Annotated in this window: 23 protein-coding genes; 8 read left to right on the forward strand and 15 right to left on the reverse strand. The window is 52.7% G+C overall.

Annotated elements, in window-relative coordinates; translation table 11 throughout:
- Position 1: 1 nt before the first annotated feature.
- Both ligD and ku read right to left on the reverse strand, forming a co-directional pair.
- Positions 2 to 2,641, reverse strand: a complete 2,640-nt coding sequence (gene ligD / locus CCY01nite_RS06375) for a DNA ligase D (protein ID WP_146858872.1) — start codon at positions 2,639 to 2,641, stop codon at positions 2 to 4.
- On the reverse strand, positions 2,638 to 3,411 hold the full coding sequence (ku, locus tag CCY01nite_RS06380; RefSeq protein WP_146858874.1) for a non-homologous end joining protein Ku: 774 nt from the start codon (positions 3,409 to 3,411) through the stop codon (positions 2,638 to 2,640). The genes ligD and ku overlap by 4 nt, the downstream gene beginning before the upstream one ends.
- Before the next feature lie 231 nt (positions 3,412 to 3,642).
- On the opposite strand from ku, the gene CCY01nite_RS06385 reads away from it, so the two are divergent.
- Positions 3,643 to 4,011, forward strand: coding sequence for a hypothetical protein (locus tag CCY01nite_RS06385; RefSeq protein ID WP_146858876.1), 369 nt, complete (start codon positions 3,643 to 3,645; stop codon positions 4,009 to 4,011).
- Positions 4,012 to 4,056: 45 nt separating this feature from the next.
- Here CCY01nite_RS06385 and CCY01nite_RS06390 read toward each other — a convergent pair whose 3' ends face one another.
- The 4 genes from CCY01nite_RS06390 to CCY01nite_RS06405 all read right to left on the reverse strand — a co-directional run bounded on the left by CCY01nite_RS06390 (position 4,057) and on the right by CCY01nite_RS06405 (position 7,028).
- A complete protein-coding gene (locus tag CCY01nite_RS06390; RefSeq protein ID WP_246129869.1) occupies positions 4,057 to 5,106 on the reverse strand; it encodes a DNA topoisomerase IB in 1,050 nt (349 codons plus the stop codon).
- Positions 5,081 to 5,950: an SDR family oxidoreductase gene (locus tag CCY01nite_RS06395; protein ID WP_146858878.1), complete on the reverse strand. Its 870-nt coding sequence runs from the start codon at positions 5,948 to 5,950 to the stop codon at positions 5,081 to 5,083. Before CCY01nite_RS06395 ends, CCY01nite_RS06390 begins: the two co-directional genes overlap by 26 nt.
- Before the next feature lie 76 nt (positions 5,951 to 6,026).
- A complete protein-coding gene (locus CCY01nite_RS06400) occupies positions 6,027 to 6,623 on the reverse strand; it encodes a YciE/YciF ferroxidase family protein (RefSeq protein WP_146858880.1) in 597 nt (198 codons plus the stop codon).
- Between the two features lie 27 nt (positions 6,624 to 6,650).
- Positions 6,651 to 7,028 (reverse strand): hypothetical protein, encoded by a 378-nt coding sequence (locus CCY01nite_RS06405; RefSeq protein ID WP_146858882.1) that lies wholly within the window; start codon positions 7,026 to 7,028, stop codon positions 6,651 to 6,653.
- A gap of 83 nt (positions 7,029 to 7,111) precedes the next feature.
- Between CCY01nite_RS06405 and CCY01nite_RS26585 the strand changes: the two genes are divergently transcribed.
- From CCY01nite_RS26585 to CCY01nite_RS06415, 3 genes are read left to right on the forward strand one after another with little or no spacing between them, the layout of a single operon-like run.
- Positions 7,112 to 7,315, forward strand: coding sequence for a hypothetical protein (locus CCY01nite_RS26585; protein ID WP_186830930.1), 204 nt, complete (start codon positions 7,112 to 7,114; stop codon positions 7,313 to 7,315).
- Positions 7,316 to 7,342: 27 nt separating this feature from the next.
- On the forward strand, positions 7,343 to 8,764 hold the full coding sequence (locus tag CCY01nite_RS06410) for a sensor histidine kinase (protein ID WP_146858883.1): 1,422 nt from the start codon (positions 7,343 to 7,345) through the stop codon (positions 8,762 to 8,764).
- A gap of 27 nt (positions 8,765 to 8,791) precedes the next feature.
- Positions 8,792 to 10,228: a hybrid sensor histidine kinase/response regulator gene (locus CCY01nite_RS06415; RefSeq protein ID WP_186830931.1), complete on the forward strand. Its 1,437-nt coding sequence runs from the start codon at positions 8,792 to 8,794 to the stop codon at positions 10,226 to 10,228.
- A 6-nt stretch (positions 10,229 to 10,234) separates the two neighbouring features.
- Here the strand turns inward: CCY01nite_RS06415 and CCY01nite_RS06420 are convergent, their stop codons facing one another.
- Positions 10,235 to 10,408 (reverse strand): lmo0937 family membrane protein, encoded by a 174-nt coding sequence (locus CCY01nite_RS06420; RefSeq protein WP_307726075.1) that lies wholly within the window; start codon positions 10,406 to 10,408, stop codon positions 10,235 to 10,237.
- Between the two features lie 187 nt (positions 10,409 to 10,595).
- Here CCY01nite_RS06420 and CCY01nite_RS06425 point away from each other — a divergent pair, with 187 nt between their 5' ends.
- Entirely contained in the window at positions 10,596 to 11,048 is a 453-nt protein-coding gene (locus CCY01nite_RS06425; RefSeq protein ID WP_146858889.1) for a PA2169 family four-helix-bundle protein, read from the forward strand.
- A gap of 239 nt (positions 11,049 to 11,287) precedes the next feature.
- On the opposite strand, the gene CCY01nite_RS06430 is transcribed toward CCY01nite_RS06425, so the two are convergent.
- On the reverse strand, positions 11,288 to 11,473 hold the full coding sequence (locus CCY01nite_RS06430; RefSeq protein ID WP_146858891.1) for a CsbD family protein: 186 nt from the start codon (positions 11,471 to 11,473) through the stop codon (positions 11,288 to 11,290).
- Positions 11,474 to 11,752: 279 nt separating this feature from the next.
- Between CCY01nite_RS06430 and CCY01nite_RS06435 the strand changes: the two genes are divergently transcribed.
- From CCY01nite_RS06435 to CCY01nite_RS06445, 3 genes are all read left to right on the forward strand, one after another.
- Complete coding sequence (locus tag CCY01nite_RS06435; protein ID WP_246129870.1) at positions 11,753 to 12,112, forward strand: response regulator; 360 nt, start codon at positions 11,753 to 11,755, stop codon at positions 12,110 to 12,112.
- A 78-nt stretch (positions 12,113 to 12,190) separates the two neighbouring features.
- The gene (locus CCY01nite_RS06440; RefSeq protein WP_146858895.1) at positions 12,191 to 13,636 is read left to right on the forward strand and encodes a sigma-54-dependent transcriptional regulator; all 1,446 of its coding nucleotides are present in this window, start codon (positions 12,191 to 12,193) and stop codon (positions 13,634 to 13,636) included.
- Between the two features lie 7 nt (positions 13,637 to 13,643).
- Positions 13,644 to 14,093 (forward strand): low affinity iron permease family protein, encoded by a 450-nt coding sequence (locus CCY01nite_RS06445; RefSeq protein ID WP_146858897.1) that lies wholly within the window; start codon positions 13,644 to 13,646, stop codon positions 14,091 to 14,093.
- Here CCY01nite_RS06445 and CCY01nite_RS06450 read toward each other — a convergent pair.
- The 7 genes from CCY01nite_RS06450 to CCY01nite_RS06480 all read right to left on the reverse strand — a co-directional run bounded on the left by CCY01nite_RS06450 (position 14,090) and on the right by CCY01nite_RS06480 (position 22,276).
- Entirely contained in the window at positions 14,090 to 14,578 is a 489-nt protein-coding gene (locus tag CCY01nite_RS06450) for a VOC family protein (RefSeq protein ID WP_146858899.1), read from the reverse strand. The two genes, CCY01nite_RS06445 and CCY01nite_RS06450, sit on opposite strands and share 4 nt — an antisense overlap.
- Before the next feature lie 15 nt (positions 14,579 to 14,593).
- Entirely contained in the window at positions 14,594 to 15,934 is a 1,341-nt protein-coding gene (locus tag CCY01nite_RS06455; protein ID WP_146858900.1) for an anaerobic C4-dicarboxylate transporter family protein, read from the reverse strand.
- 145 nt (positions 15,935 to 16,079) lie between these two features.
- On the reverse strand, positions 16,080 to 17,486 hold the full coding sequence (gene aspA, locus CCY01nite_RS06460; protein WP_146858903.1) for an aspartate ammonia-lyase: 1,407 nt from the start codon (positions 17,484 to 17,486) through the stop codon (positions 16,080 to 16,082).
- Between the two features lie 72 nt (positions 17,487 to 17,558).
- Positions 17,559 to 17,999, reverse strand: coding sequence for a hypothetical protein (locus CCY01nite_RS06465; protein ID WP_186830932.1), 441 nt, complete (start codon positions 17,997 to 17,999; stop codon positions 17,559 to 17,561).
- 286 nt (positions 18,000 to 18,285) lie between these two features.
- The gene (locus tag CCY01nite_RS06470) at positions 18,286 to 18,789 is read right to left on the reverse strand and encodes a SixA phosphatase family protein (protein WP_146858907.1); all 504 of its coding nucleotides are present in this window, start codon (positions 18,787 to 18,789) and stop codon (positions 18,286 to 18,288) included.
- Positions 18,790 to 18,913: 124 nt separating this feature from the next.
- Positions 18,914 to 20,641 (reverse strand): amidophosphoribosyltransferase, encoded by a 1,728-nt coding sequence (locus tag CCY01nite_RS06475; protein ID WP_246129871.1) that lies wholly within the window; start codon positions 20,639 to 20,641, stop codon positions 18,914 to 18,916.
- Positions 20,642 to 20,890: 249 nt separating this feature from the next.
- Positions 20,891 to 22,276: a peptidylprolyl isomerase gene (locus CCY01nite_RS06480; protein WP_146858911.1), complete on the reverse strand. Its 1,386-nt coding sequence runs from the start codon at positions 22,274 to 22,276 to the stop codon at positions 20,891 to 20,893.
- Positions 22,277 to 22,295 lie beyond the last annotated feature (19 nt).

A 22,295-nucleotide genomic window follows, 5' to 3' on the forward strand; every position in this document is an offset into this window, starting at 1 on the left:
TCTATTTTTTTAGTACAACGCGGAGATCATTTTTCACTTTGGACATGCCCGCCCACAGGTCGCCATGCTTTTCAAGGCGCTGCATTGTATTGCCGATGTGAAAATTTTTGATGTCCAGCTTTGCATTGACTTCTTTCCATTGCAGGGGTGTGGACACGGTAGCGCCGGGGCGCGGGCGGGCGGAGTAAGGCGCGGCAACCGTTTGCCCGCGGCTGTTCTGCAGGAAATCGATATACACTTTTTTCTGCCGCTTCGACTTTGCGCGCACCACGCTGGTTAAATCCGGCAGCTTCGCATGGGCTTCCTTTGCAATGAACTCCGCAAAGAGCCGGCAGGTTTCATATTCATATTTTGCGCCGGTGGGTATGTAGATGTGCATGCCGCTGGCGCCGGAGGTTTTTGCGAATGACTCAATGCCGTAGCCTTCCAGTATTTCGTGCACCACATTGGCGGTGTCTACCACATGCCGGAACGCGATGTCTTCCGGGTCCAGGTCTATGACGATGTAATCCGGGTGATCGGGTTTGGAGATGCGGGACAGCCAGGGATTGATCTCTATGCAGCCGAGGTTGGCCATGTAGATCAGCGTGGCGGTGTTGTTGCAAATGAGATAATCCACCTCCTTGCCGGTGGATTCCGCCAGCACCGGCGTTGTTTTCAGCCAGGAGGGAATGGTTTCCGTGTCCAGGTCCTTCTGGTAAAAGCTCATGCCGTTGATGCCGTTCGGGTAGCGGTGCAGCGACTGCGGCCGGTCTTTCAGATATGGCAGCATATGATCCGCTACCGACAAATAGTAATCGATGAGCTGGCCTTTGGTGATCTTTTCCTTTGGCCAGTATATTTTCTGTTGATTGGTGAGGGCAACGGACTGGTTGTTGAGGCGGAGGCTGCGTTCGCTGGTCCCGGCTGCGTTCTTTCCTTCCTTCGCGGCGCCTTTGGCGGAAGGCTTCGCTTTACGCTTTGCAGACGCAGGCGCCTTAGCGCTTTTAGCAGCCGCCTTCGGTGTTCTTGCCTTTGTACCGGTAACCATATTCAAATCTTTTGGTAATTCCTTCTTCACTTCCTTCGCCGGCTTGTCGTCGCGCATGGCTACGAATATCGGCTGCCGGAAAATGCCTTCGCCCGTCCATTCCGAGAACTTCACTTCACACACCAGCTTTGGTTCCACCCAGTTCACCGGCATATTCGTTTTGACCTTTTCGCTGAACGGCGATGTATCGCGCCGGTAGGGCTGCAGGCGTTCGTACATATCTTTCAGCGACTGGTGATTGAAGCCGCCCCCGCAATGCCCTACATACCGCAGCCTGCCATCTTCATACACGCCAAGTATCAGCGCGCCCATTTTCTTCCTGCTTCCCCGCGGCTCGGTGTAACCGCAGATGATGGCCTCCTGCCGGTTGAGCACCTTGATCTTGAGCCAATTCAGGCTGCGGGCGCCTTCCACATAATTGCTTTCTCCGTTCTTCGCTATAATCCCTTCCCATCCCGCTTTGGCAGCATCTTCAAACAGTTTCATCCCCTTGTCCGTATGCGCTGAATATTTCACCACCGGGTCTTTCAACTGCTTTACGATCTCCTGCAACAATGCCTTCCGTTCCAGTAACGTCAAATCTTCCAGGTCATGGCCATCCAGGTGAAGCAGGTCGAATACCTGGTAGGTGAGTTTTCCTTTCCGGGTGGTCTTGTAATTCTGCAGGGCCTGGAAGTCCGACCGGCCGTTGGTTCCCAGCACTACCACCTCACCGTCCAGCACCACATTATGCGGAATTTTCTCTACGGCGTTTACCACCGTTTTGTATACTTCATCGAAGGAAAGGCGGTTCCGGGAATACAGGGAAGCCTTTCCGTTTTTCACATTGGCGATGGCGCGGTAGCCGTCCCACTTGGTTTCATAGACCCATCCTTCGCGTTCGAAAGGTTCATCTACGAGGGTGGTGAGCATGGGGCTGTAGAACTCCTTCATCTGCTCATCGCCGGACTTTTTTTTTGACGCTGTTTTAGCCGGTGCAGCTTTTTTCTTCGCTGGCGCAGACGCACGTTTACTGGCCGTGCCTTTCTTTTCCGCTGCCTTATTATTCGCTGTACCTTTCAGTTTATCTTTAACGCGCTTCGGCGTGTAATCCTCACTGTTATATTCATCTTTCGCATAGCGGTCGCGGTGCTTGATGAGCAGCCAGGTATTTTCCTCCCGCCCTTTCATCTTCACCAGCGCAAACTCACCCTTCAGCTTTTTGCCGTGCAGCACTACTTTCAGGCTGCCCGCCTTCCATTCCTTCAGCGCCTGCCTGTCAAAATCATTGCCTTTATCATCCAGCAATTCATACGTGCCCTTGTCCCATATGTACACATAGCCGGCGCCGTAGTTCCCCGGCGGTATCTCTCCTTCAAAGTCTTTGTAATCGTACGGATGATCTTCCACTTCCATCGCCAGGCGTTTATCCTGCGGGTTCAGCGAAGGGCCTTTCGGCACGGCCCAGCTTTTCAGGGCGCCGTTCATTTCCAGCCGGAAATCGTAATGCAGGCGGGAAGCGTGGTGCCGCTGTATCACGAAAATATGTTCGTCCGTTTTCTTCTTCCGTGAACTTTTCGGTTCGGCCGTCTTTTTAAAATCCCGTTTCTTGTTGTAGGCAGTCAAGCTCATGATACCCGTTTTTTATTGCCCAGGCTGGCCTTCAGCTGTTCAAAGAGGTCAGTGCTCTTGGTGTGCACCACTTTCATCTTGCGCACTTTCGGCTGCTTGCCGGAGGCTTTGGCTTTGATGATCTTCATCAGTTCGTTCCTGTATTCATCTTTATAAGCGGTGATATCAAACGGCTCCGACCATTGTTCCACGAGCTTCGCGGCCATGTCTATCTCCTTCTTCGATATCTTTGTATTGGAAGGAAGGGTAAGGTCGTCCGGCTCGCGGATCTCTTCCGCAAAGCGCAGGCGGTGCAGCATCAGGTAGTTGTCTTTTGGCCGTATCAGGGCCAGGCTGGCCTGGGAGCGCAGCACGAACAGGCTTACGCCCACCTTCCCGGTTTTCTCCAAAGTGCGCAGCAGCAGCTCGTACGCTTTACCGCCGCTTTTCTGCGGCTCGATGAAATAGGCCGTTTCGAAATAAAGGGCGTCGATCTCTGTTGTTTCCACGAAGGTGGATATTTCTATGATCTTGCTCTTCTCCGGACTGGCGGCCTCAAAGTCCGCTTCGTCCAGTACGATATATTCATCATTATAATTGTATGCCTTTACGATATTCTCCCAGGCCACTTCCTTGCCGGTGCGCTCATTGATACGCTGGAAGCGGATGTGGGAATGGTCTTTCTTGTCCAGCATGTCCAGGTCCAGACGGCTTTCCTGGATAGCGCTGTACAATTTAACGGGGATGTTCACCAGCCCGAAGCCGATGCTGCCGGTCCATATTGCTCTCATGCGGATGTGATTTTATATCCTTTTGAACAACAATGATTATACCAGCAGGCGCAAAAAAAAACCGTCCCGTAGAACGGGACGGACATCATCCTTATAAATATGCATAACTATGGGGGAATAGTGTCGGAATACGAAGGTTAAAGTTTCTGTAAGAATATGTTTCAATAATTAAGCCACAAATCGGTGGCATGCCTTTTGGATTTTATACTGCTGTACTAAAACACTCTTTTTATGGAAAATCCAACACCAGATAAACCCGGCGAAATGAACACCTTGTCCCAGATACTGGCCAAGTTGCATTCGAAAGGGTACGACAACGAGTTCAAAATGTCTGACCACGGCAGGATGCAACCTGCAAGCGGTGATCAGATCTATGATCCGGAGGACCTGAAGGTCATCAAGACTTACCGGTTTGAAGGTGAATCTGATCCGTCCGACAACTCGGTATTATACCTGCTGGAAGACAAAGAAGGCAACATAGGGTATGTTATGGACGCATATGGCATGTACACCTCGCATGACGAATCGGGATTTGATGACTTCATGCAGAAAGTTCCTGTAGAAGACAGGGAGGAACAGATCATTTTTGGTGGTCTGTAGTTGTGAGGACAGGTGAACAGAAGTAGAGATGCAATAGCTGCATCTCTACTTTTTTTTATGCTGGTCGCGGAGGATCTTCATCAGTACCTTTTCGTCTGTTCCGGCGGCGGTATAATTTTTCAGCGAATCGCTTTCATACAGCTGGATGAGGCAGGGATGAACGTAGTATTTTCTACACACTGCGCGGGTATTCCCCAGTTTTTCCGCCACACGGTCGATCACGTCCACCACATTTTTCTTTCGCTGCGCCTGTGTTTCGCAGGTTTCACAGCCGGCGAGCAGGTGCAGGGCATGCAGGGTGCCCGCCCAGGTACGGAAATCCTTGCAGGTAAATTCTTCGTTCGTGCAGGCTTTGAGATATTCGTTCACTTCCCCGGAATCGAGGCTGCGCACTTCATCCGCTTCGTAATACTGGAAAAGCTCCTGCCCGGGGATGTCGCGCACTTTTTTCAGGAGCCGGGCCAGTGATGCGTGGCGCAGCGCGATCTTCTGCACGACGCCTTTCTTTCCGCGGAATTTAAAGAACACTTCGTTGCCATTGATCTTTACATGGCTGTTATGCAGGGTGGTGAGGCCGTAGGAGTGATATTTCTTTTCATAGGCGGCGTTGCCTACGCGCATCAGTGTTTCTTCCATCACCCGCAATGCGATGGCGATAACGCGGGGTTTGTCCAGCGTTTTTCTGCGGAGGTCTTTATTGATCTGTTTACGGATGCGGGGCAGCATTTTCCCGAACTGCAGCAGGCGGTAATATTTTGTTTCATTGCGCACGGCGGCCCAGCGGGCGTGATAACGGTACTGCCGGCGGCCCAGGGCATCGATCCCCGTTGCCTGCAGGTGGCCGTTCTCGTACGGGCATATCCACACGTTTTCCCAGGCGGGCGGCAGCACGAGTTTGCGGATGCGTTCCAGCACCGCTTCGTCCATGATCTTTTTACCGGAAGCATCCAGGTAATACATGCCCTTCCCGTTTTTCATGCGGGTATATCCCCTGCCGGCAGCGGACACATAACGCAGCTTCACCGCCTGCGCCACGGTAACGGGATCGGCGGCCACGGCAAGCGCCGGCTCAGCCATTGACAATTTCTCCTCCATTGGGGTGCAGTATTTGGCCCGTGATATAACTGGCGTCGTCAGAAGCGAGGAACACGTAACAGGGCGCTACTTCCACGGGCTGGCCCGCGCGTTTCAGCGGCACGTCGGAACCAAATTCCGCTACGTGCGACGCGGGGAAAGTAGCGGGGATAAGCGGCGTCCAGATAGGGCCCGGCGCCACGCCGTTCACCCGGATGCCTTTCGGCGCCAGCATAGAAGATAATGATCTTGTAAAAGAAACGATCGCGCCTTTGGTGGACGAGTAGTCCACCAGGTGACCGCTGCCGCGGTAAGCGGTAACGGAAGTGGTGTTGATGATGGAGCTGCCTTTTCGCATATGCGGCAGGGCGGCTTTCACGAGGTAGAACTGTGCGAAGATGTTGATGGAGAAGGTGCGGACGAGCTGCTCCGCCGTAATGTCCGCCAGCTTTTGCTGCGGGTATTGTACGGCGGCGTTGTTCACCAGGATGTCTATTCGTCCGAAGGTCTTCACCGCCTGGCGGATGATCTTCTCACAATGCCTTTCCTTGCTGATGTCGCCCGCTATCAGGAGACACTGCCGGCCGTAGGCCCCTACCTGCGCAGCCGTATCTTCGGCATCGCCGTCTTCATCCAGGTAAGCGATCACCACATGGGCGCCTTCCGCGGCGAATGCAATGGCCACGGCGCGGCCGATGCCGCTGTCCCCGCCGGTGATCACAGCCACCTTGTCCTGCAACCTGCCGCCCGCGGGCGTCTTTTCCTTTTCCGATACGGGCAGGGGAATCATTTTCGACTCAATGCCCGGCTGGCGGTTCTGCTTTTGCGCCGGGCGGATATCTTTCTTAGGCTGTGATTTCTGCATAGCTCCGTTTTAAACACAGCAAAGGACCTATACGGTGCGTTGCCACATCATATCGGTCCTTTGCAGCAAATTTGGGTTACTCTTCAGACATTGCTTCTTCATTCACAGAAGATTCTGCGATCTGCGTCAGCAATACGTCTGTTTCCTTTTCTTCTGCCAGCGTCTGTTCAAGAATACTGGCGGCCTCGGTGTGCCCCATGTGGTTAGCCAGGGTGCGGAGGCTGCCATACGCGGCTATCTCGTAATGTTCTACTTTCTGCGCAGCAATGATAAGGCCGGCGTCCAGCACAACGGATTCTTCTTCCTCGTCGATCAGCTCCTGTGCTTCCGCTACCAGCCCTTCCATCGCTTCACATTTTTTCGCCACAGGCTTTACGCCCATCAGGTCAAAAATTTCTTCCACGCGGCTTACATGTTCTTTTGTAGCAGCCAGGTGGTCTGCGAATGCGTTTACCAGCTCCTCGGTAGTAGCCGCTTTCTGCATTTTAGGCAGCGCTTTTACCAGGTGTTTTTCGGCCCAGTAAATGTCTTTCAGCTCGTCCATGAACAGCTGGTGGAACTTCGAGTTTTCCATTTCGCTGCTGACCTTTTTTGTGCTGCCGTTCTTCTTTGCGGCGGTAGTGCTTTTCCGGGAGGAGTTACCGTTTCCCCGGGTATTTTTTGTCGTAGCCATTGTGTTGATGTTTTATAGTGTTGATAATTATTTATTGGGGAAAGGGAAACGGTCGCGTTTGTCTACAAGACTCTCCGTATCCCTGTCGTCTTCCACCATCAGGTCGGGGGATTGCTCCTGCACATCGTTATTCTCTTCGCTTTCACCCTTGTCCGGCATCTGCTTCTTCGGCCCCTGTTCCGGTCCTTCTGTGGGCTCGGTTTGCGGATTGCTCGGTTTGCGGTCTATTTCGCGTTTTGGAATTTCGTCCGGTATGTCCGGGTTTTCTTTCGGGGGAGCTGCCGGATCAAGTCCGGGTTTGGGTTGGCCTTCGCCTTCACCGCGATTTCCTTGCCCTTCCCGTCCGGGTGGTTGTTGACCTTGCCCTGGCCTGGGTTGTTGCGGTTGATTAACTTCGCTTTTCATGGCTCACAAGTTTTAAGGTGTATAATATATAACCGTCATCCAAACGACATTCCAATTAACTTTGCCATCAACTGGAACAGCTTTTGCAACAACAATATGAACAGCCACCATCAGACATTCCAGCGGCTGTTAAAAACTGCATCTATGGCGGGGCTTACAATTACCGACGGAATACTGCGTGTAAAAAATCAGCAGTGGGCGATGGTCCGCAGCCCGCTTTTGTAGAAAAGCGTTTTCACACTGTAGAAAATCTTTCACAGGAACATGCCGTCATCATTGGCCTGTAAGTATTTGTTTTTAAGTAACTTGTATCAATGCATATCAGTGTACATAAAAAGATAAAAGTCGGTTTCTTCATCGCGTTTACGATCATCGTAGGGGCGTCCGTGTTATCTTACCTGATCGGAAAGAACCTGATGCACAACGCCAACCGCCTGAACCATACGGTGGAAGTATCCAAAAGGCTGGAAAGGGTCACCAAACAGCTGAAAGATGCGGAAGCCGCCATCCGCGGTTACAACCTCACGAAGCAGGACGCTTTCCTGCATCCGAGCATGGAGGAACGCAGCATCCGCATCGAGCAGGAATACCGGAACCTCCGCAGGATCATGGACGACCCGGGGCAACAAAAGAACCTGGATACGCTCAAGCAGCTGCTGGATGTGAAATACAAACAACTGACGGCCGGCGAGCAGAAAGATTTCAGTAAAGGCAGCCGCATTTCCGTGGGAGAAGGCGAAGTGTCTATGGACCTGATAGACCGGAAGGTCAATGAAATGACGCAGATCGAAGAAGCGCAGCTGTATGAGAAATCCCGCCTGTTCGAATTTTTCTCCAACCTCTGGATACCAGTGGTGTTCATCATTTCGCTGTTCGCCATTCTCATCGGCGTGTATTCGTACGTGATACTCAGCAAGGAATTTCGCCTGCAGCTGCATATCGAAGCCCGCATGAAGCTGTACCAGCGGGAGCTGCAGGACAATATCACGCTGCTGAACAAGTCCAACCAGGAGCTGGAGCAATTTGCCTATGTAGCCTCTCATGACCTGCAGGAGCCCCTGCGCAAGATATCCACGTTCAGCGACCGCCTGCAAACCAAATACGGCAGGGAACTGCCGCCCGATGCAGCGGAGCTGATCAACCGGATGGTGGCCGCCGTATCGCGGATGCGCGTGCTGATCAACGACCTGCTTACGTTTTCCCGCGCGGGCCGCATGATGCCGGAAACCATGTTGCCGGTAGATCTGAACGCACTGCTGCAGGATGTAACGGGCGACCTGGAAGTAGCCCTGCTGGAAAAGAATGGAACGATCCTGATGGACCAGCTGCCCGAAGTGGAAGGCAACGATACCGCCCTTCACCAGCTGTTTCAAAACCTGCTCTCCAATTCCATCAAATTCGCGCATCCCGGCAGGCCGCTGGAAATCCGCATTAAAAGGGAGCTGCTGACGGGCCGCGAAATAGGGCTGGTAAAGGAGGATAAATGGGATGAAACATTCTGCCGCATTACGATAAAAGATAACGGGATCGGGTTTGACCCCGTTTATGCAGACCGGATATTTCTCATCTTCCAGCGCCTCCACGGCGTCAGCGAGTACAAGGGAACAGGGATCGGGCTCGCGATCTGCAAAAAGATCGTGGACGCGCATAACGGCTATATCAGCGCGTTCGGGCATCCGGATGAAGGCGCGGAATTTGTGATCATTCTGCCGCTCAAACAATCACGCGAAGATTAATGCGTTGTATTAAAACAGATGCAAACCATGAAAGATACAAGACCACATATTCTGATGATCGATGATGATGAAGATGATTTCTTTTTGGTCAGCAGCCTTTTGCAGGATGTTGCGCCCAACCAGTACCACATCGAGTGGTGTGCTACCTACGAAGCGGGCATAGCCGCCATCGAACAGAAGCAGCATGTGTTGTACCTGGTGGACTACCGGCTGGGAAGGCATACCGGGCTGGACATCCTCCGGCATTTCCAGCATATCGGCTACGACGCCCCGGTGATCATGCTCACCGGCAAGGGCGATTACGCGATCGATAATGAAGCCATGATGGCCGGCGCGGCAGACTACCTCGTAAAAGGGGAAATCGGCGCACAGGAGCTGGAAAGAGCCATCCGCTATGGCATTTCAGAACACAAGCACCTGCAGACCATCGCGGAAAATGAAAGAAAATATTTCGGCATATTCGAAAAGTCGCACGACCTGATCATTCTCGCCGACTGCGATAAAAATATCATCGAAGTAAACCCCACCGCACAGAAAAAGCTGCAGCATACCCGCGAAGAACTCCTGCGCATGAACCTGAAAGACCTGTTCATGCAGGAAACCGAAGCCCTGCAATTCCTGCTGGACATCTGTGAGGACAATGCCATCGTACAACGGGAATATGCCTTCAGGAACCAAAGCGGCCAGAAGCTGGACGTACTGGTGAATGCCAATAAGCTGGACGAGAAACTCGGCACCTTTCTCTGTGTTGCCGAAGACATCACCGAAAAGAAACGGGAAGAGCAGGAAAAGCAGCACCAGGAAAAATTCGTGATCACCGGCCGCATTGCGCGGGTGATCGCCCATGAGGTGCGCAACCCGCTCACCAATATCCTGCTGGCCGTGGGCCAGTTCAAACAGGAAATTCCCAGCGAACAGGAAGATGCGCAATTGTACCTGGACATTATCGAGCGCAACTGCACCCGCATCAACCAGCTGGTCACCGAAATGCTGCAATCCACCCGCATGATGGAACTGCACCTGCATGAAATGGACGCGAACGAAATGGTGCACAACGCGCTGGCGCTGGCGGAAGACCGCCTGCAGCTCAACGAAATGCGGCTGGAAGAAAGCTATATGGAAGAAGACATCAACCTGCTGGTAGACGCTGAAAAAATGAGCATCGCGCTGCTGAACCTGTTCATCAACGCCATAGAAGCCATGACGCCCGGCCAGGGGGTGCTCCGCGTGAACACCATGCATGAGAACGGCAAGGTATACATTCGTATAGGCGATAACGGTATAGGGATTCCCGAAGAGAATAAGGCCAAGCTCTTCGATCCTTTCTTTACGAATAAAACAAAAGGAACGGGGCTTGGCCTCACCTCTACGCAAAATATCATTCTCAATCATAAAGGCGCCATCACCGTGGAAAGCTCCCCCGGCGAAGGAACGCTCTTTACCATCATCCTCCCGGTAGTATAATAAAAACTATACAGCCCGTCCCCGTATAATGTTGATCAGAATGGCAATAACGGCCAGTACTAACAGGGCGTGTATAAGCCCGCCTGCCGAATAAACAAAGAATCCCAGTAACCATCCGATTATCAGGATCACAGCGATCAGATACAATAAGCTACTCATGGCAATTAAATATTGGTTCATCCCTTATGGTAAAAATATTATGCCAATGTCGCCAGGCACGGCTTTTCAGGACAATGGGGCGCCCGGGGCAGGGCAAAGCATACCCATGCGGGGCATCTTCTTCCACAGAAAGAGCCGGTTAGCGCGTGGCAGTGTTTTTGGAGTTTTTGTATCGTAAACTTATTGTTTCATTCCAAAAATATACACCATGCAACAGGGAAAAACAGCTGCGGTGCTGGAAGATCTGATAAAGATCAATAATGACCGCATTGAAGGATATGAAAAAGCAATGAAGCAGGCGGAAGATGAAGATCTGAAAATGCTGTTCGGCAGGATGCTGGAAGAAAGCAGGCAATATACGGAAGAGCTGAATCGCCTGCCCGGCAGCCAGAGCGATGACGGCGAAAAGGATACGACCATGGCCGGCAAGATCTACCGCACCTGGATGGACGTGAAAGTTTCCTTCGGCGGCGCCGACCGCCATTCCATCCTTGCCTCCTGCGAATTCGGAGAAGACGCCGCGCAGAAATCCTACCGCCAGGCGCTGGAACAGGACCTGCCGGAAGACGTACGCACCGTGGTAGCCAGGCAGCAGGCCGCATTAAAGGCTTCCCACGACAAGATCAGGCACCTCCGGGATATAGAGGCCGTCAACAAATAAACTGCGTTTCAAAAGAAAACCGGCAGACCTGCAAAATCTTTGCAGGCTGCCGGTTTTTTATACGACAGGATGTGGCTTTTCATAAAAGCTGTCCTGCATCGAATGCAGGACAGCGCAGGCAAGCTTTCAGTTTTATAAGTGTTTTACAACTTTCGTTGTGCTGCATTTATAAAACCATTAAAGCAGCCAATAACTAAAACAACAGCTATGATAAAAGTATAACCGGTTTAAAAAACGGGTTATAGCTCGTTAATGATTTTTTGTACTTCTTCTTTGGATTTGCCCAGTTTCTTTTGCAGGCGGCCGTACAATTCATCTTCCTTGCCTTCCGCATACATCAGGTCATCATCCGTCAAATCCGCATATTGCTGCTTGAGCTTGCCTTTGATCTCGTTCCAGTTGCCTTTTAATTGCAGGGAGTTCATATATTGAGTGTTTTGGTTTATGATGTTTGTGAGGAATATAAACCAATTACTATACCACCCGTTTTTCCCGGCACGAACCGCTATATTTGACCTTAAAAGGATGCAAACTGGGGAACAGGAAAAACAGGGATCTGTGGACATTTTTCCCCAATACATCTGTTTAAACAGCTAATTCCCGTCCGGCAAAGAGTTTGCGTAGGAAATGAAGTAAAAGGAAGAAATGGGGGATTTACAGACATGAATTACGGATGGAATATACTTGAAGAACAACCGAAAGCAATGGGTGCTTCTATTCTGATCATAGACGACGAGCCTGACATCTGCCGCTTATTACAGTTAAGTCTCAGTAAATATGGCTTCAAGGTCAAATACGTACACGCGCTTACGGAAGGCTTGCAGGACCTGCAGCGTTCCCGTCCGGATATTCTGTTCCTGGACATTCACCTGCCCGACGGTTCCGGGCTGGATGCCCTTCCTGTGATAAAAAAATGGTATCCCGACCTCACCGTGATCACCATCAGTGCTTATGACAACGGGATGGAAAAACAAAAAGCGTTAACAGCAGGTGCGGCCCACTTTTTGCCGAAACCTTTTGATGTGGGCAAGCTGAAAGAGATCATTTATCGTGTGAAGAGCTGAATTTAGCTCACAGACCCGTATGCATAATTATTCGTAAATTTATTACCCGGCCTGATAAATCTTATTTTAAAATAAAATATGAAGAGTGTCCTCATAATTGATGATGAAATAAACATTTGTACCCTCCTGAGCAAATTTCTGGGCAAGCACGGGTTCAAAACGGATAGCACTATGACCGGCGCGCAGGCGCTGAAAATGCTGAAAGAGCATCCGTACGATCTTGTTTTATGTGATTACCGGTTGAAAGACACGGACGGCGCCAGGCTGATGAGCGACATCCGGCAGATGAGCCCGCAGACGGTGGTGATCATCATCACCGGTTATTCTGATGTGCGCATTGCCGTGGAAATGGTGAAGAACGGCGCGTATGATTATATCTCCAAACCGCTTTATCCTGACGAGATACTGAGCCTCGTGAACAAGGCCCTCGCGCAGCAACCCGCCACACCCGTGGAGAGTACGCATAACGTGGTAGCGCCCCACGCCCACGAAGAACCCGCCACACCCGCTGCGCGCATGCAGAAAAACGGGCGCTCCTACGTATTCGGCGAAAGCGAAGTGTCCCGCGAGCTTTACCGCGAGCTGACCCTCGTGGCGCCGACGGACTTCAGCGTGATCGTATTCGGGGAAACCGGTACGGGTAAAGAATCTGTTGCCCACCTCATTCATGAGCACAGCAGCCGCAAAGGCCAGCCTTTTGTGGCGATGGACTGCGGCAGCCTTTCCAAGGAACTGGCGGCCAGCGAACTGTTCGGGCATGAAAAAGGCTCCTTCACCGGCGCCATCGGCACCAAGATCGGGGCATTTGAACAAGCCCACGGTGGCACCCTGTTCCTGGACGAGATCGGTAACCTCTCTTATGACATACAGGTAGCCATGCTGCGCGTGATACAGGAAAAACAGATCCGCCGCGTGGGCAGCATGAAAGAGATCGGGGTAGACGTACGCCTCATTGTGGCATCCAACGAAAACCTGTTTGAATCCGTACAAAAAGGAAAATTCCGGGAAGACCTCTTTCACCGTTTCAATGAATTCACCATCCATATTCCGCCCCTGCGCGACAGAACGGAAGACCTTCCGCTGTTCGTGGAATCATTCACCGAACAGGTCAGCAAAGAACTGAACAAACCCGCCGCTCCCATCAGCGAGGAAGTGTGGGAATGTTTCCGGAATTACGACTGGCCGGGTAATATCCGCGAACTGAAGAACGTTATCCGCCGCGCCAGCCTCCTCACCCCCGCGGGCAAAGAGATCACCATGGCGGCCCTGCCGCTGGAAATGAAAGCAGGCAGCAGCACCCCGCGTTATACGGCCGCATCCGCGGAGAACCCCGGAGACGACATGCCGGAAGGTATGATGCTGGACTCCAACGACCTGAAATCGGTGGCCCTGAAAGCAGAATACAACAAGATCATCAATGTGCTGAAAGCGGTGAAGTATAACAAGACCAAAGCGGCGCAATTGCTGAACATCGACCGTAAAACGCTGTACAACAAGCTCCGCCTGCTCAATATCAACTACTGACATGCCGATGGCGAAAAAATTACCCTTTTTTGAAAAGCTGGCAGGTAAAGCGGTCAGTGTTACCGGAAGCCCCTGGGCGTTTCTCACGGCGGCGCTGGTGATCATCGTATGGGCTGTTACCGGCCCCCTTTTCGGGTTTTCAGACACCTGGCAGCTGGTGATCAACACCGGCACCACCATCGTTACTTTCCTGATGGTGTTCATCATCCAGAAAACGCAGAACAAGGATTCGAAATCCATCCAGCTGAAGCTGAACGAGCTGATCGCCGCCACCAAAGCGGCCAGTAACAGATTGATAGATGTGGAAGACCTGTCCGAGCAGGAGCTGGATACGCTCCACCGGTTTTACCAGAAGCTGGCGGACGAAACAAAAAGCAAGCTCGACCTGAAACATTCGCATTCCATAGAAGAAGCGATGGGCAACATTGAAGAAAAAATTAAAAGCCGCAAAGCCTAGCGGTTCAATTCCTGCAGAAGATCGGTGATATTCAGCCGGCGGGTATACATGTTCAGCCCGCCCGCCTCATCCTGCGGCCACTGCTCCCGCGGCCGGTCCCAGTACAATTCCAGTCCATTACCATCCGGGTCATTCAGGTAAAGCGCCTCTGAAACACCGTGGTCCGCAAAGCCGGTGAAAGTCACATTGGCGTCCGTCAGCCGTTTGTAGATGGCCGCGAGGTCTTTTCTTTCAGGATAAAGAATGGCAACATGATAGAGGCCCGCCGCATTTTCCGGCGCGGGCGGCATGCCCTTGCTGTGCCAGGTATTCAGCCCGATGTGATGATGATAACCGCCGGCCGAGATAAACGCAGCCTGGTCGCCATACTTCATCATCAGCTCAAAGCCCAGCAGGCCGCAATAAAAATCCAGGGAGCGCTGCAGGTCGGAAACTTTCAGGTGTACGTGACCGATGCGTGTCTGCGCGGGAACGGTGTAGCTCATACCGCAAATATCGTATTACCACAACAAGCCTGCAAAAAGAAATCCCGCCGCTACGGATACGGACACACAGACCAGCCCCGGCAGCATGAAGCTATGGTTGAGCAAATATTTCCCGATGTGCGTGCTGCCCGTCCGGTCGAACTGAATGGCCGCCAGCAAGGTGGGATAACCGGGCAATACAAAGTCGCCGTTCACCGCGGGGAACATGGCCACAAGGTGTGGCGGCGCAATGCCCAGCACCACGCCGAGCGGCATCAAAGCCTTTGTGGTAGCGGCCTGGCTGAAGAGCAGGATGCCGAGCAGGAACAGTGCGATGGCAAAGGTCCACGGTGCGGCGCGCGCCATGTCGCCCAGCGCGCCTTCAATGGCGGCTTCATTGGCTTTCATGAAAGTGGCGCTCATCCACACCACACCAAAAATAGCTACCACGGCCTGCGCACCGGCGGTAAAGAGGCTGGCCCGCGCTACGGCGATCGTTTGCACTTTGCAGATAAGGAGGATCAGCGCCGCGGCGGCCAGCATCACCAGTTCTATCACAGCGGCCATTTTGATGGTGCCGTTAGCGTTCATGGAAAGATTGGCGGGGCCCGGCGGGAAAGATGGCAGCAGTGATGGAAATGATCCCGCCAGTACGATCAGTATCACCGCCATGCCGAAGATCAGCACGGAGGTCTTTGCCCCACGGGGCAGCTCTTTGCGGGTGGTCGTATGTTCCGCATCCAGCTCCCGCGCAAACTCGGGATCTTTCATTTTGGCGAGGAAAGCGGGGTCTTTATCCAGGTCCTTCCCCATTCTCCACACCGCCACCACGCCGGCGAGTATGCCTATGATGCTGGCGGGGATGCAGACTTTCAGGATGTGCGACAATTGTATCTGCCCCCCGAGAATGGTGATCATAGCTGCCGAAGCAGCGGAAATGGGACTGGCCGTAATGCCGAGGTGCGCCGCTATCACGGACACGCTCAACGGCCGCTCCGGCCGGATGCGCTTGCGGGTAGCCACTTCCGAGATAACGGGCAATAAAGAGTAGGTAATATGGGCAGTGCCGGCAAACACGGTAAAGCAGAAAGTCACCAGCGGCCCCATCAGCGTGATCATGGACGGCTTGCTGCGCAGTATCCGCTCCGCCAGCCGCACCATGTAATCCATGCCACCCGCGGCCTGCATGGTGGCGGCGGTGGACACCACGGCCAGGATAATGAGCATCACGTCGATCGGTGGCTCCGCCGGCCGCATACGGAAAATGAAAATGTAGACCGCCAGCGCCGCCATCCCCATCACCCCGAGGCCAATACCTTTCATCCGGGCGCCGATGAGAATAGCCGCTAACATGATTGCAAACTGAAGCCAGATCATAATCGTGGATATTATAGCCGCACAAGATATCTGTTTTCAGTAAAATATTCCAGGAGTTTTGCTGCTGCGGGCCCGCGGGCTGGAATGCAGGAACCGGAATACCGGTAAGGCATAAAAACCACAGGCAAAAAGTTGCCAGCCTTCGTTACCGGTTGATAAACTTTGGCCGGATCAGGTTTTCGAAGGTGAAGATCTCGTCCCACTTCTCCTGCGTCACCAGCTTTTTTTCCCGCACCGCAATGTCGTGCACGGACTTGCCGGTTTCCAGCGCCTCGCGTGCAATGGCGGCGGACTTTTCATACCCGAGGATAGGGTTGAGTTGTGTTACGATGCCGATGCTTTGCATCACCATGTCCTGCGTGCGGCTGGCGTTCGCGGTGATGCCCGTTACGCATTTCTCCCGCAGGGTGTTGCAGGCATTAGTCATGTAGGTGATGGAGGTAAACAGCGAGAAGGAGATCACCGGTTCCATCACGTTCAGCTGCAGCTGCCCGGCTTCCGCCGCCATGGTCAGCGTAAGGTCTGCACCGATCACGTAGAACGCGGTCTGGTTCACTACTTCGGGGATCACGGGATTTACTTTTCCGGGCATGATGGAAGAGCCGGGCTGCATGGGCGGCAGGTTGATCTCGTTCAGACCCGTACGTGGCCCGGAAGACAGCAGGCGCAAGTCGTTGCAGATCTTGGACACTTTTACGGCGGTACGTTTGAGCACGCCGGAAAGCTGCACGTAGACGCCGGTATCGTAGGTCGCTTCAATGAGGTCTCCCGCCAGCAGGAGGTCCAGCCCCGTTACGGTGCAGAGGTGGCGGGTAACCAGCGCGGGATATGCTTCCGGCGCATTCACGCCCGTGCCGATGGCCGTAGCGCCCATGTTGATCTCTGATATCAGTCTTTTACTGTCTTCTATGCGGGAAAGCTCCTCCCGGATATTGGTGGCAAAGGCTTTGAACTCATCGCCCATGCTCATCGGCACCGCATCCTGCAGCTGCGTGCGGCCCATCTTCAATACCTGTTTGAATTCTTCTCCTTTTTCATAAAAAGCGTCGGCCAGCAATTGCAGGCTCTGGCTGTAAGCGGTGAGCTTGTTGATCAGCGCAATGCGGAAAGCGGTGGGATAGGCGTCGTTGGTGGACTGCGAGCAGTTCACATGGTTGTTCGGATGGCAAAAATCATAATCGCCTTTTTCCTTTCCCATCATTTCCAGCGCAACGTTGGCGATCACCTCGTTGGCGTTCATGTTCACGGAAGTGCCCGCGCCGCCCTGGATAAGGTCTGTGATAAACTGGTCGTTAAACTCGCCGTTGATCACCCGGTTGCTGGCCTGGATGATGCGTTCCGCCACATCCCTGTCCAGCACACCCAGCTCCGCATTTGCCATGGCGGCGGCTTTCTTCACATACCCCAACGCCTGTACGAAAAGCGGTTCGGTTTTGAGCGGGATGCCCGTGATATGAAAATTCTCAATTGCGCGGAGGGTCTGAATGCCGTAGTATACATCTTTCGGGATCTCCCTTTCTCCAAGGAAATCGTGTTCACGACGTTGTGCCATAAGTTTAGCTTTGTTGTTGTTGTTAACGAAGATATTGCATTCATCGTTCACAATGAGCGGGGAGAAAGGGGGTTACCGGAAAGTGCCCTGCTGCTGCTCCAGCCTGATCTTTTCTCTTTCCAGCCGGCGTTCTTCCACCTGCCGGTATTTGAAGTAGAAGTAGATGGACAGGAACAGGAAAAATTTAAAGAGAAGGAAAGCGGTCAGGAGTATCCACTTCCATATTTTGTGTACGGAGATATAGTTTTTCTTGTCCGGGTGGATGTTGATGAAGGTATAGTTCTTCTGTTGGTCCTGCCCGCCGCCCGGATCGGCATCCGCCCAATTATAAGGCTGGAGGGCGCGCTCTCGCAGTTCCATGGGGGGCAGCACGGCTTCTTCAAAAGAAAGACGGTGAAAGGTACGCTCCACCGCATCCAGCTCTGTGCGCAGCCCGGGATGTTCCTTCAGCATAGCGGCCATTTCTGATACTTCCTCGGGGGAAGCCAGTCCTAGCACATAGCTTTCAACCATTCCATTTTCTATGTATTCCTGTAATTTCAATTACCGGTGGAAAATTTAATTGATATGCTTCCTGTTCGCTTATATTTCAGCTTTTCTGCTGCTGTTGACCCTGAGATCCCTTTGCATAAAATACCCGCAGGCGGGTGTGTCGCTAAATTGAATTAATACATTTGCTTCATTACCAGTTCATTCGATGTCCGGGCGTTCATTGATGGATAGTTTCCCGTGTCTTTAATGTATTTACGAAAATAAACATAATCCGGTTGGGTTGGTAATAAAAAAAAGAGGCCGATGCTCAAACGAGCCCTTCGCTTTTGGGGTAGTCAAAAAACAAAAACCGCTTCTTCGCGCGGTCAAAATCTTCCCAGTGGTCTGTTTCCGCTTCAATGGCAAAGATGCCGGTAGTGGGCACATTGTCTATGCGGATCTCTTCGGTGAGGTAATTGGCGAAATCGGTGATGCCGGGGTTATGGGCGAAGATGGCAACAGCATTGAAGTCGTCGTCGATCTTCGTGATCACCTTGAGGAAGGTGGAGGCGTAGCATAGATATAGCTCTTCCTCCAGCAGTATGGCCTGTTTGGGGTATTTCCATTCTTTGGCCATGATACGTGCTGTAGTGCGGGCGCGCTTTGCCGGGCTGGAGATGATCAGTTCAGGGACGGTTCCCCTGGAAAGCAGGCGCGAAGCCATTTCCGGAGCATTTATCTTTCCCCGCTTGTTCAGGGGGCGGTCAAAATCGTCCATGTCCGGATCTGTCCAACTGGATTTGGCGTGGCGAATAAGTAACAATGTTTTCATACACATTGTAAACCATTGAGTACAAACACTTATCCGAATTTACGGCATTTTACGGTAAATTAACACGTTATGGCTTCCGGGGAGAAAGCCAGGGCGGGAATTAAGATAAAATTAACACTGGAACCTAGTACCCTCTTTCGTTCTTGCCTTCCATGAAGTTCATGAAAGCTTTGTTCACCACGCGGTTGCCGCCGGGGGTGGGATAGTTGCCGGTGAAGTACCAGTCGCCGAGGTTATTCGGGCAGCTGGCGTGCAGGCTTTCGATGTTCTGGTAGATCACTTCCACTTTTGCGTTGATGTCCCCAGGTGTAATGATCTCGGCGATCTTGGCGGAGATCTGCTCGGGTGTGAAGGGTTTGTAGACGTTCTTCACTACGTTCTGGGCATGCAGGGTATTGGTGCGTTCCAGTTCCTTGCAAAGGCCGTAGGCTTCCTGCAGGATGTATTCCTTGCCCTGCTCGCGGAGCAGTGCAATAGCGGCCTGGAAGGCCACAAACTCGCCCATTTTGCTCATGTCTATGCCGTAGCAGTCCGGGTAACGGATCTGCGGCGCGGAGCTCATCACGATGATGCGCTTGGGACCGAGGCGGTCGAGCATTTTGATGATGCTTTCGCGCAGCGTGGTGCCTCGTACAATGGAATCGTCGATCACCACAAGGGTGTCTGTTCCCGGTTTCACGGTACCGTAGGTGATGTCGTATACGTGCTGCACCATTTCGTTACGGCTGGCGTCTTCCGTGATGAAGGTGCGCATCTTCACGTCCTTGATGGCGATCTTGTCGATACGGACGCGGCGATTCACCATCTCGCTGAGCTTCTCTTCGTCGAAATCCTTGCCCCAGCTCATGATGCGTTCCACCTTGATGCGGTTCAGGTAGTCTTCCAGCCCTTTGATCAGGCCATAGAAGGCCACTTCGGCCGTATTGGGAATAAAGGAGAAGATGGTATTGCGGAGGTCGTTGTCGATCGCTTTGAGTACGGTTTCGGACAGATGGTAGCCGAGCGCGGAGCGTTCTTTATAGATCTTTTCGTCGTTACCGCGGGAGAAGTAGATACGCTCGAAGCTGCAGGCGCGGCGTTCTTTCGGCGCCAGTATCTGCTCAATGCTGTATTCCCCGTTCTCTTTCACGATGAGGGCGTTGCCGGGCATCAGCTCGAGCACTTCATTTTCCCCTACGTTGAAAGCGGTACGGATGGCGGCCCTTTCGGAAGCCGCTACGATCACTTCATCGTTGATATAATAGTAAGAAGGACGAATGCCGTGCGGATCGCGGATCACGAAGGAATCGCCGGAGCCGATGAGCCCGCAGACGTGGTATCCGCCGTCGAACATGGAAAACGCCTGTTGGAGGATGGCTTTTACGTCCAGCCCGTTCTGGCGCACCTCGTCTTCCTTCGCCAGGAAGTGATGCACTACTTCCAGCATGGCGGCGAGATCGCTGTTCTTGTGGGTTTCCCCGGGGGATACTTTCACGAAGTTGAACAGCTCGTCCACATTCACGAGGTTAAAGTTGCCGGCCATGCAGAGGTTGCGGGCGGGAACCGTGTTGTGGCGCACAAAAGGATGGCACAGCTCAACGTTGTTCCTGCCTTGCGTGGCGTAGCGGAGGTGCCCCATCAGCAGTTCGCCGAGGAAGCGCATATGCCCTTTCATCAGGCCCGGGTAACGGGTGATCTCGGGCTGGTATTTTTCTATTTCTGCTATTTCTTCGCGGATCTTCGAGAAAACGTCCGCAATGGGTTGGGTCTGGCTGCTTCTGATGCGGTGCATGAAGGGAACACCGGGCTCTGTGTGCAATTTTACGGTGGCTACCCCGGCGCCGTCCTGCCCGCGGTTGTGCTGTTTTTCCATGAGCAGGTACAGCTTGTTCAGGCCGTAGAAAACTGTTCCGTGCTGTTGTTGATAATACGAGAATGGTTTCCTTAATCTTATGAATGCTAATCCGCACTCATGTTTTATCGCATCACTCATGGCCGTAAAATTGAAGTCGCAAAGTTACACCTAATATTTCAAACCACCATAAGGTGATGTGGCTGTCAAAAACAAACATCCCGGGCCTTTGCGGGACCCGGGATGCAGCATATCTTTCATGCCTTACGGCTATTTACTGGCAACGGAATTGGCTATCCACTTCGAGATATTGCCGCAGTTGCGGTACTCGGGTTCCACGTGTACGTAGAAGTCGGGGATGTGGTCTGTCAGCCATTTGTTCAGCGCTTCGGCCTGCTTTTCCTGCAGGGTGCGCTGCTGGATGCGGGAGTAGTCGTCCGTCAGGTTTTCCCGGTGCGGCTCGGTGCGTGTTTTCAGGTATACGATCCGCAGCGCTTTGCGGCCCTGCTCGTCTTCAAACATCATGGGTTTGGAAATGCCGCCGGGCTTCAGGGAATCGAGGATCATCACCAGGTCCTTTGTGGAGGGATCATCCAGCATGTCCATCGTAATGAAGTTGCTGCCGGTCATCTGGTTTTGCACCATACCGCCGTTGAACTTCGCCATCGGCTCATCGCTGTTTTTCACTACTGCTTCGGTAAAGGATGTTTTACCGGCGAGGATGGCGGAGCGGATGGAATCCAGGCGGTGCATGGAGGCGGTGATATCGGCGGTCATCACGTTCGGTTTAACGAGGATGTGCTGTACGATCACGTTGTCGCCCTTACGCTGTACCATTTTAATGAGGTGGTAGCCGAACTGTGATTTAACGGGAGATGACATTTCTCCTTCTTTCAGCCGGAAAGAGGCTGCGAGGAAGTCGGGGTCCCAGTTTTTGTCGTTACGGTTCAGGGTATAAGTGCCGCCGTTCTCTCTTACGCCGGGATCTTCAGAATACAGGCTGGCCAGTGTGGCGAACTCTGCTTCTTTCTTTTCCACCCTGTTTTTAAAATCGAGCAGGCGGTCGATCGCGTATTTATCCATTTCGCGGCTGGCTTTCGGCAGGAGTATGAGCTGGCCTACTTCCAGTTCGGATTCGTAAAAGGGAAGGCTGTCTTTCGGGATGCGTTCAAAGTTGTTCTTTACTTCTGTGGGCGTCACTTTTACGGCATTCACGATCTTGTCGCGCATGGCTTTCGCCAGCATGCTTTCGCGGATGGCGTCGCGGAAACGCTCGCGGAGCTGGTAGATGGTATAGCCGGTGACCTCGGTCATTTTCTCGCGGCTGCCGTACCGTTGTTCCGCCCAGCGGATCTGGCTTTCGATACGTCCGTCCACGTCCGATTCAGAGATGGGCAAGCTGTCCCTTTCCGCCTGCAGCACCAGTACTTTCTGGGCTACGATCTGTTCCACGGCGGAGCAGGAGGCGTTGGGCGGCAGCGGCGCGCCTTGCAGGGCCTGCTGCTGCATATCCACCAGGGCGGATTCAATGTCTGAATTAAGGATGATCTTGTCTCCAACCTTGGCCACGATCTTGTCTGCCACAATCTTTTGCTGTGCCACTGCGGCCTGGAACAGGAGCAGCGCGCCAACGGAGGATATGAGAATTTTTTTCATGGTAACGTTACTGTGATCT

The organism is Chitinophaga cymbidii, from assembly GCF_007992715.1.
GTDB classification, from domain to species: Bacteria; Bacteroidota; Bacteroidia; order Chitinophagales; family Chitinophagaceae; genus Chitinophaga; species Chitinophaga cymbidii.

Bases quoted from the DNA above. Each gene is read 5' to 3' on its own strand.
- CCY01nite_RS06405 (WP_146858882.1), bottom strand. From the start codon at position 7,028: ATGAAAAGCGAAGTTAATCAACCGCAACAACCCAGGCCAGGGCAAGGT.
- CCY01nite_RS06410 (WP_146858883.1), top strand. From the start codon at position 7,343: ATGCATATCAGTGTACATAAAAAGATAAAAGTCGGTTTCTTCATCGCG.
- ligD (WP_146858872.1), bottom strand. From the start codon at position 2,641: ATGAGCTTGACTGCCTACAACAAGAAACGGGATTTTAAAAAGACGGCC.
- CCY01nite_RS06450 (WP_146858899.1), bottom strand. From the start codon at position 14,578: ATGAGCTACACCGTTCCCGCGCAGACACGCATCGGTCACGTACACCTG.
- CCY01nite_RS06425 (WP_146858889.1), top strand. From the start codon at position 10,596: ATGCAACAGGGAAAAACAGCTGCGGTGCTGGAAGATCTGATAAAGATC.
- CCY01nite_RS06470 (WP_146858907.1), bottom strand. From the start codon at position 18,789: ATGAAAACATTGTTACTTATTCGCCACGCCAAATCCAGTTGGACAGAT.
- CCY01nite_RS06400 (WP_146858880.1), bottom strand. From the start codon at position 6,623: ATGGCTACGACAAAAAATACCCGGGGAAACGGTAACTCCTCCCGGAAA.
- CCY01nite_RS06385 (WP_146858876.1), top strand. From the start codon at position 3,643: ATGGAAAATCCAACACCAGATAAACCCGGCGAAATGAACACCTTGTCC.
- CCY01nite_RS06475 (WP_246129871.1), bottom strand. From the start codon at position 20,641: ATGGAAAAACAGCACAACCGCGGGCAGGACGGCGCCGGGGTAGCCACC.
- CCY01nite_RS06390 (WP_246129869.1), bottom strand. From the start codon at position 5,106: ATGGAGGAGAAATTGTCAATGGCTGAGCCGGCGCTTGCCGTGGCCGCC.
- CCY01nite_RS06440 (WP_146858895.1), top strand. From the start codon at position 12,191: ATGAAGAGTGTCCTCATAATTGATGATGAAATAAACATTTGTACCCTC.
- CCY01nite_RS06465 (WP_186830932.1), bottom strand. From the start codon at position 17,999: ATGGTTGAAAGCTATGTGCTAGGACTGGCTTCCCCCGAGGAAGTATCA.
- CCY01nite_RS06480 (WP_146858911.1), bottom strand. From the start codon at position 22,276: ATGAAAAAAATTCTCATATCCTCCGTTGGCGCGCTGCTCCTGTTCCAG.
- CCY01nite_RS06420 (WP_307726075.1), bottom strand. From the start codon at position 10,408: ATGAACCAATATTTAATTGCCATGAGTAGCTTATTGTATCTGATCGCT.
- CCY01nite_RS06455 (WP_146858900.1), bottom strand. From the start codon at position 15,934: ATGATCTGGCTTCAGTTTGCAATCATGTTAGCGGCTATTCTCATCGGC.
- CCY01nite_RS06445 (WP_146858897.1), top strand. From the start codon at position 13,644: ATGGCGAAAAAATTACCCTTTTTTGAAAAGCTGGCAGGTAAAGCGGTC.
- CCY01nite_RS06415 (WP_186830931.1), top strand. From the start codon at position 8,792: ATGAAAGATACAAGACCACATATTCTGATGATCGATGATGATGAAGAT.
- CCY01nite_RS06395 (WP_146858878.1), bottom strand. From the start codon at position 5,950: ATGCAGAAATCACAGCCTAAGAAAGATATCCGCCCGGCGCAAAAGCAG.
- ku (WP_146858874.1), bottom strand. From the start codon at position 3,411: ATGAGAGCAATATGGACCGGCAGCATCGGCTTCGGGCTGGTGAACATC.
- CCY01nite_RS06430 (WP_146858891.1), bottom strand. From the start codon at position 11,473: ATGAACTCCCTGCAATTAAAAGGCAACTGGAACGAGATCAAAGGCAAG.
- CCY01nite_RS06435 (WP_246129870.1), top strand. From the start codon at position 11,753: ATGGGTGCTTCTATTCTGATCATAGACGACGAGCCTGACATCTGCCGC.
- aspA (WP_146858903.1), bottom strand. From the start codon at position 17,486: ATGGCACAACGTCGTGAACACGATTTCCTTGGAGAAAGGGAGATCCCG.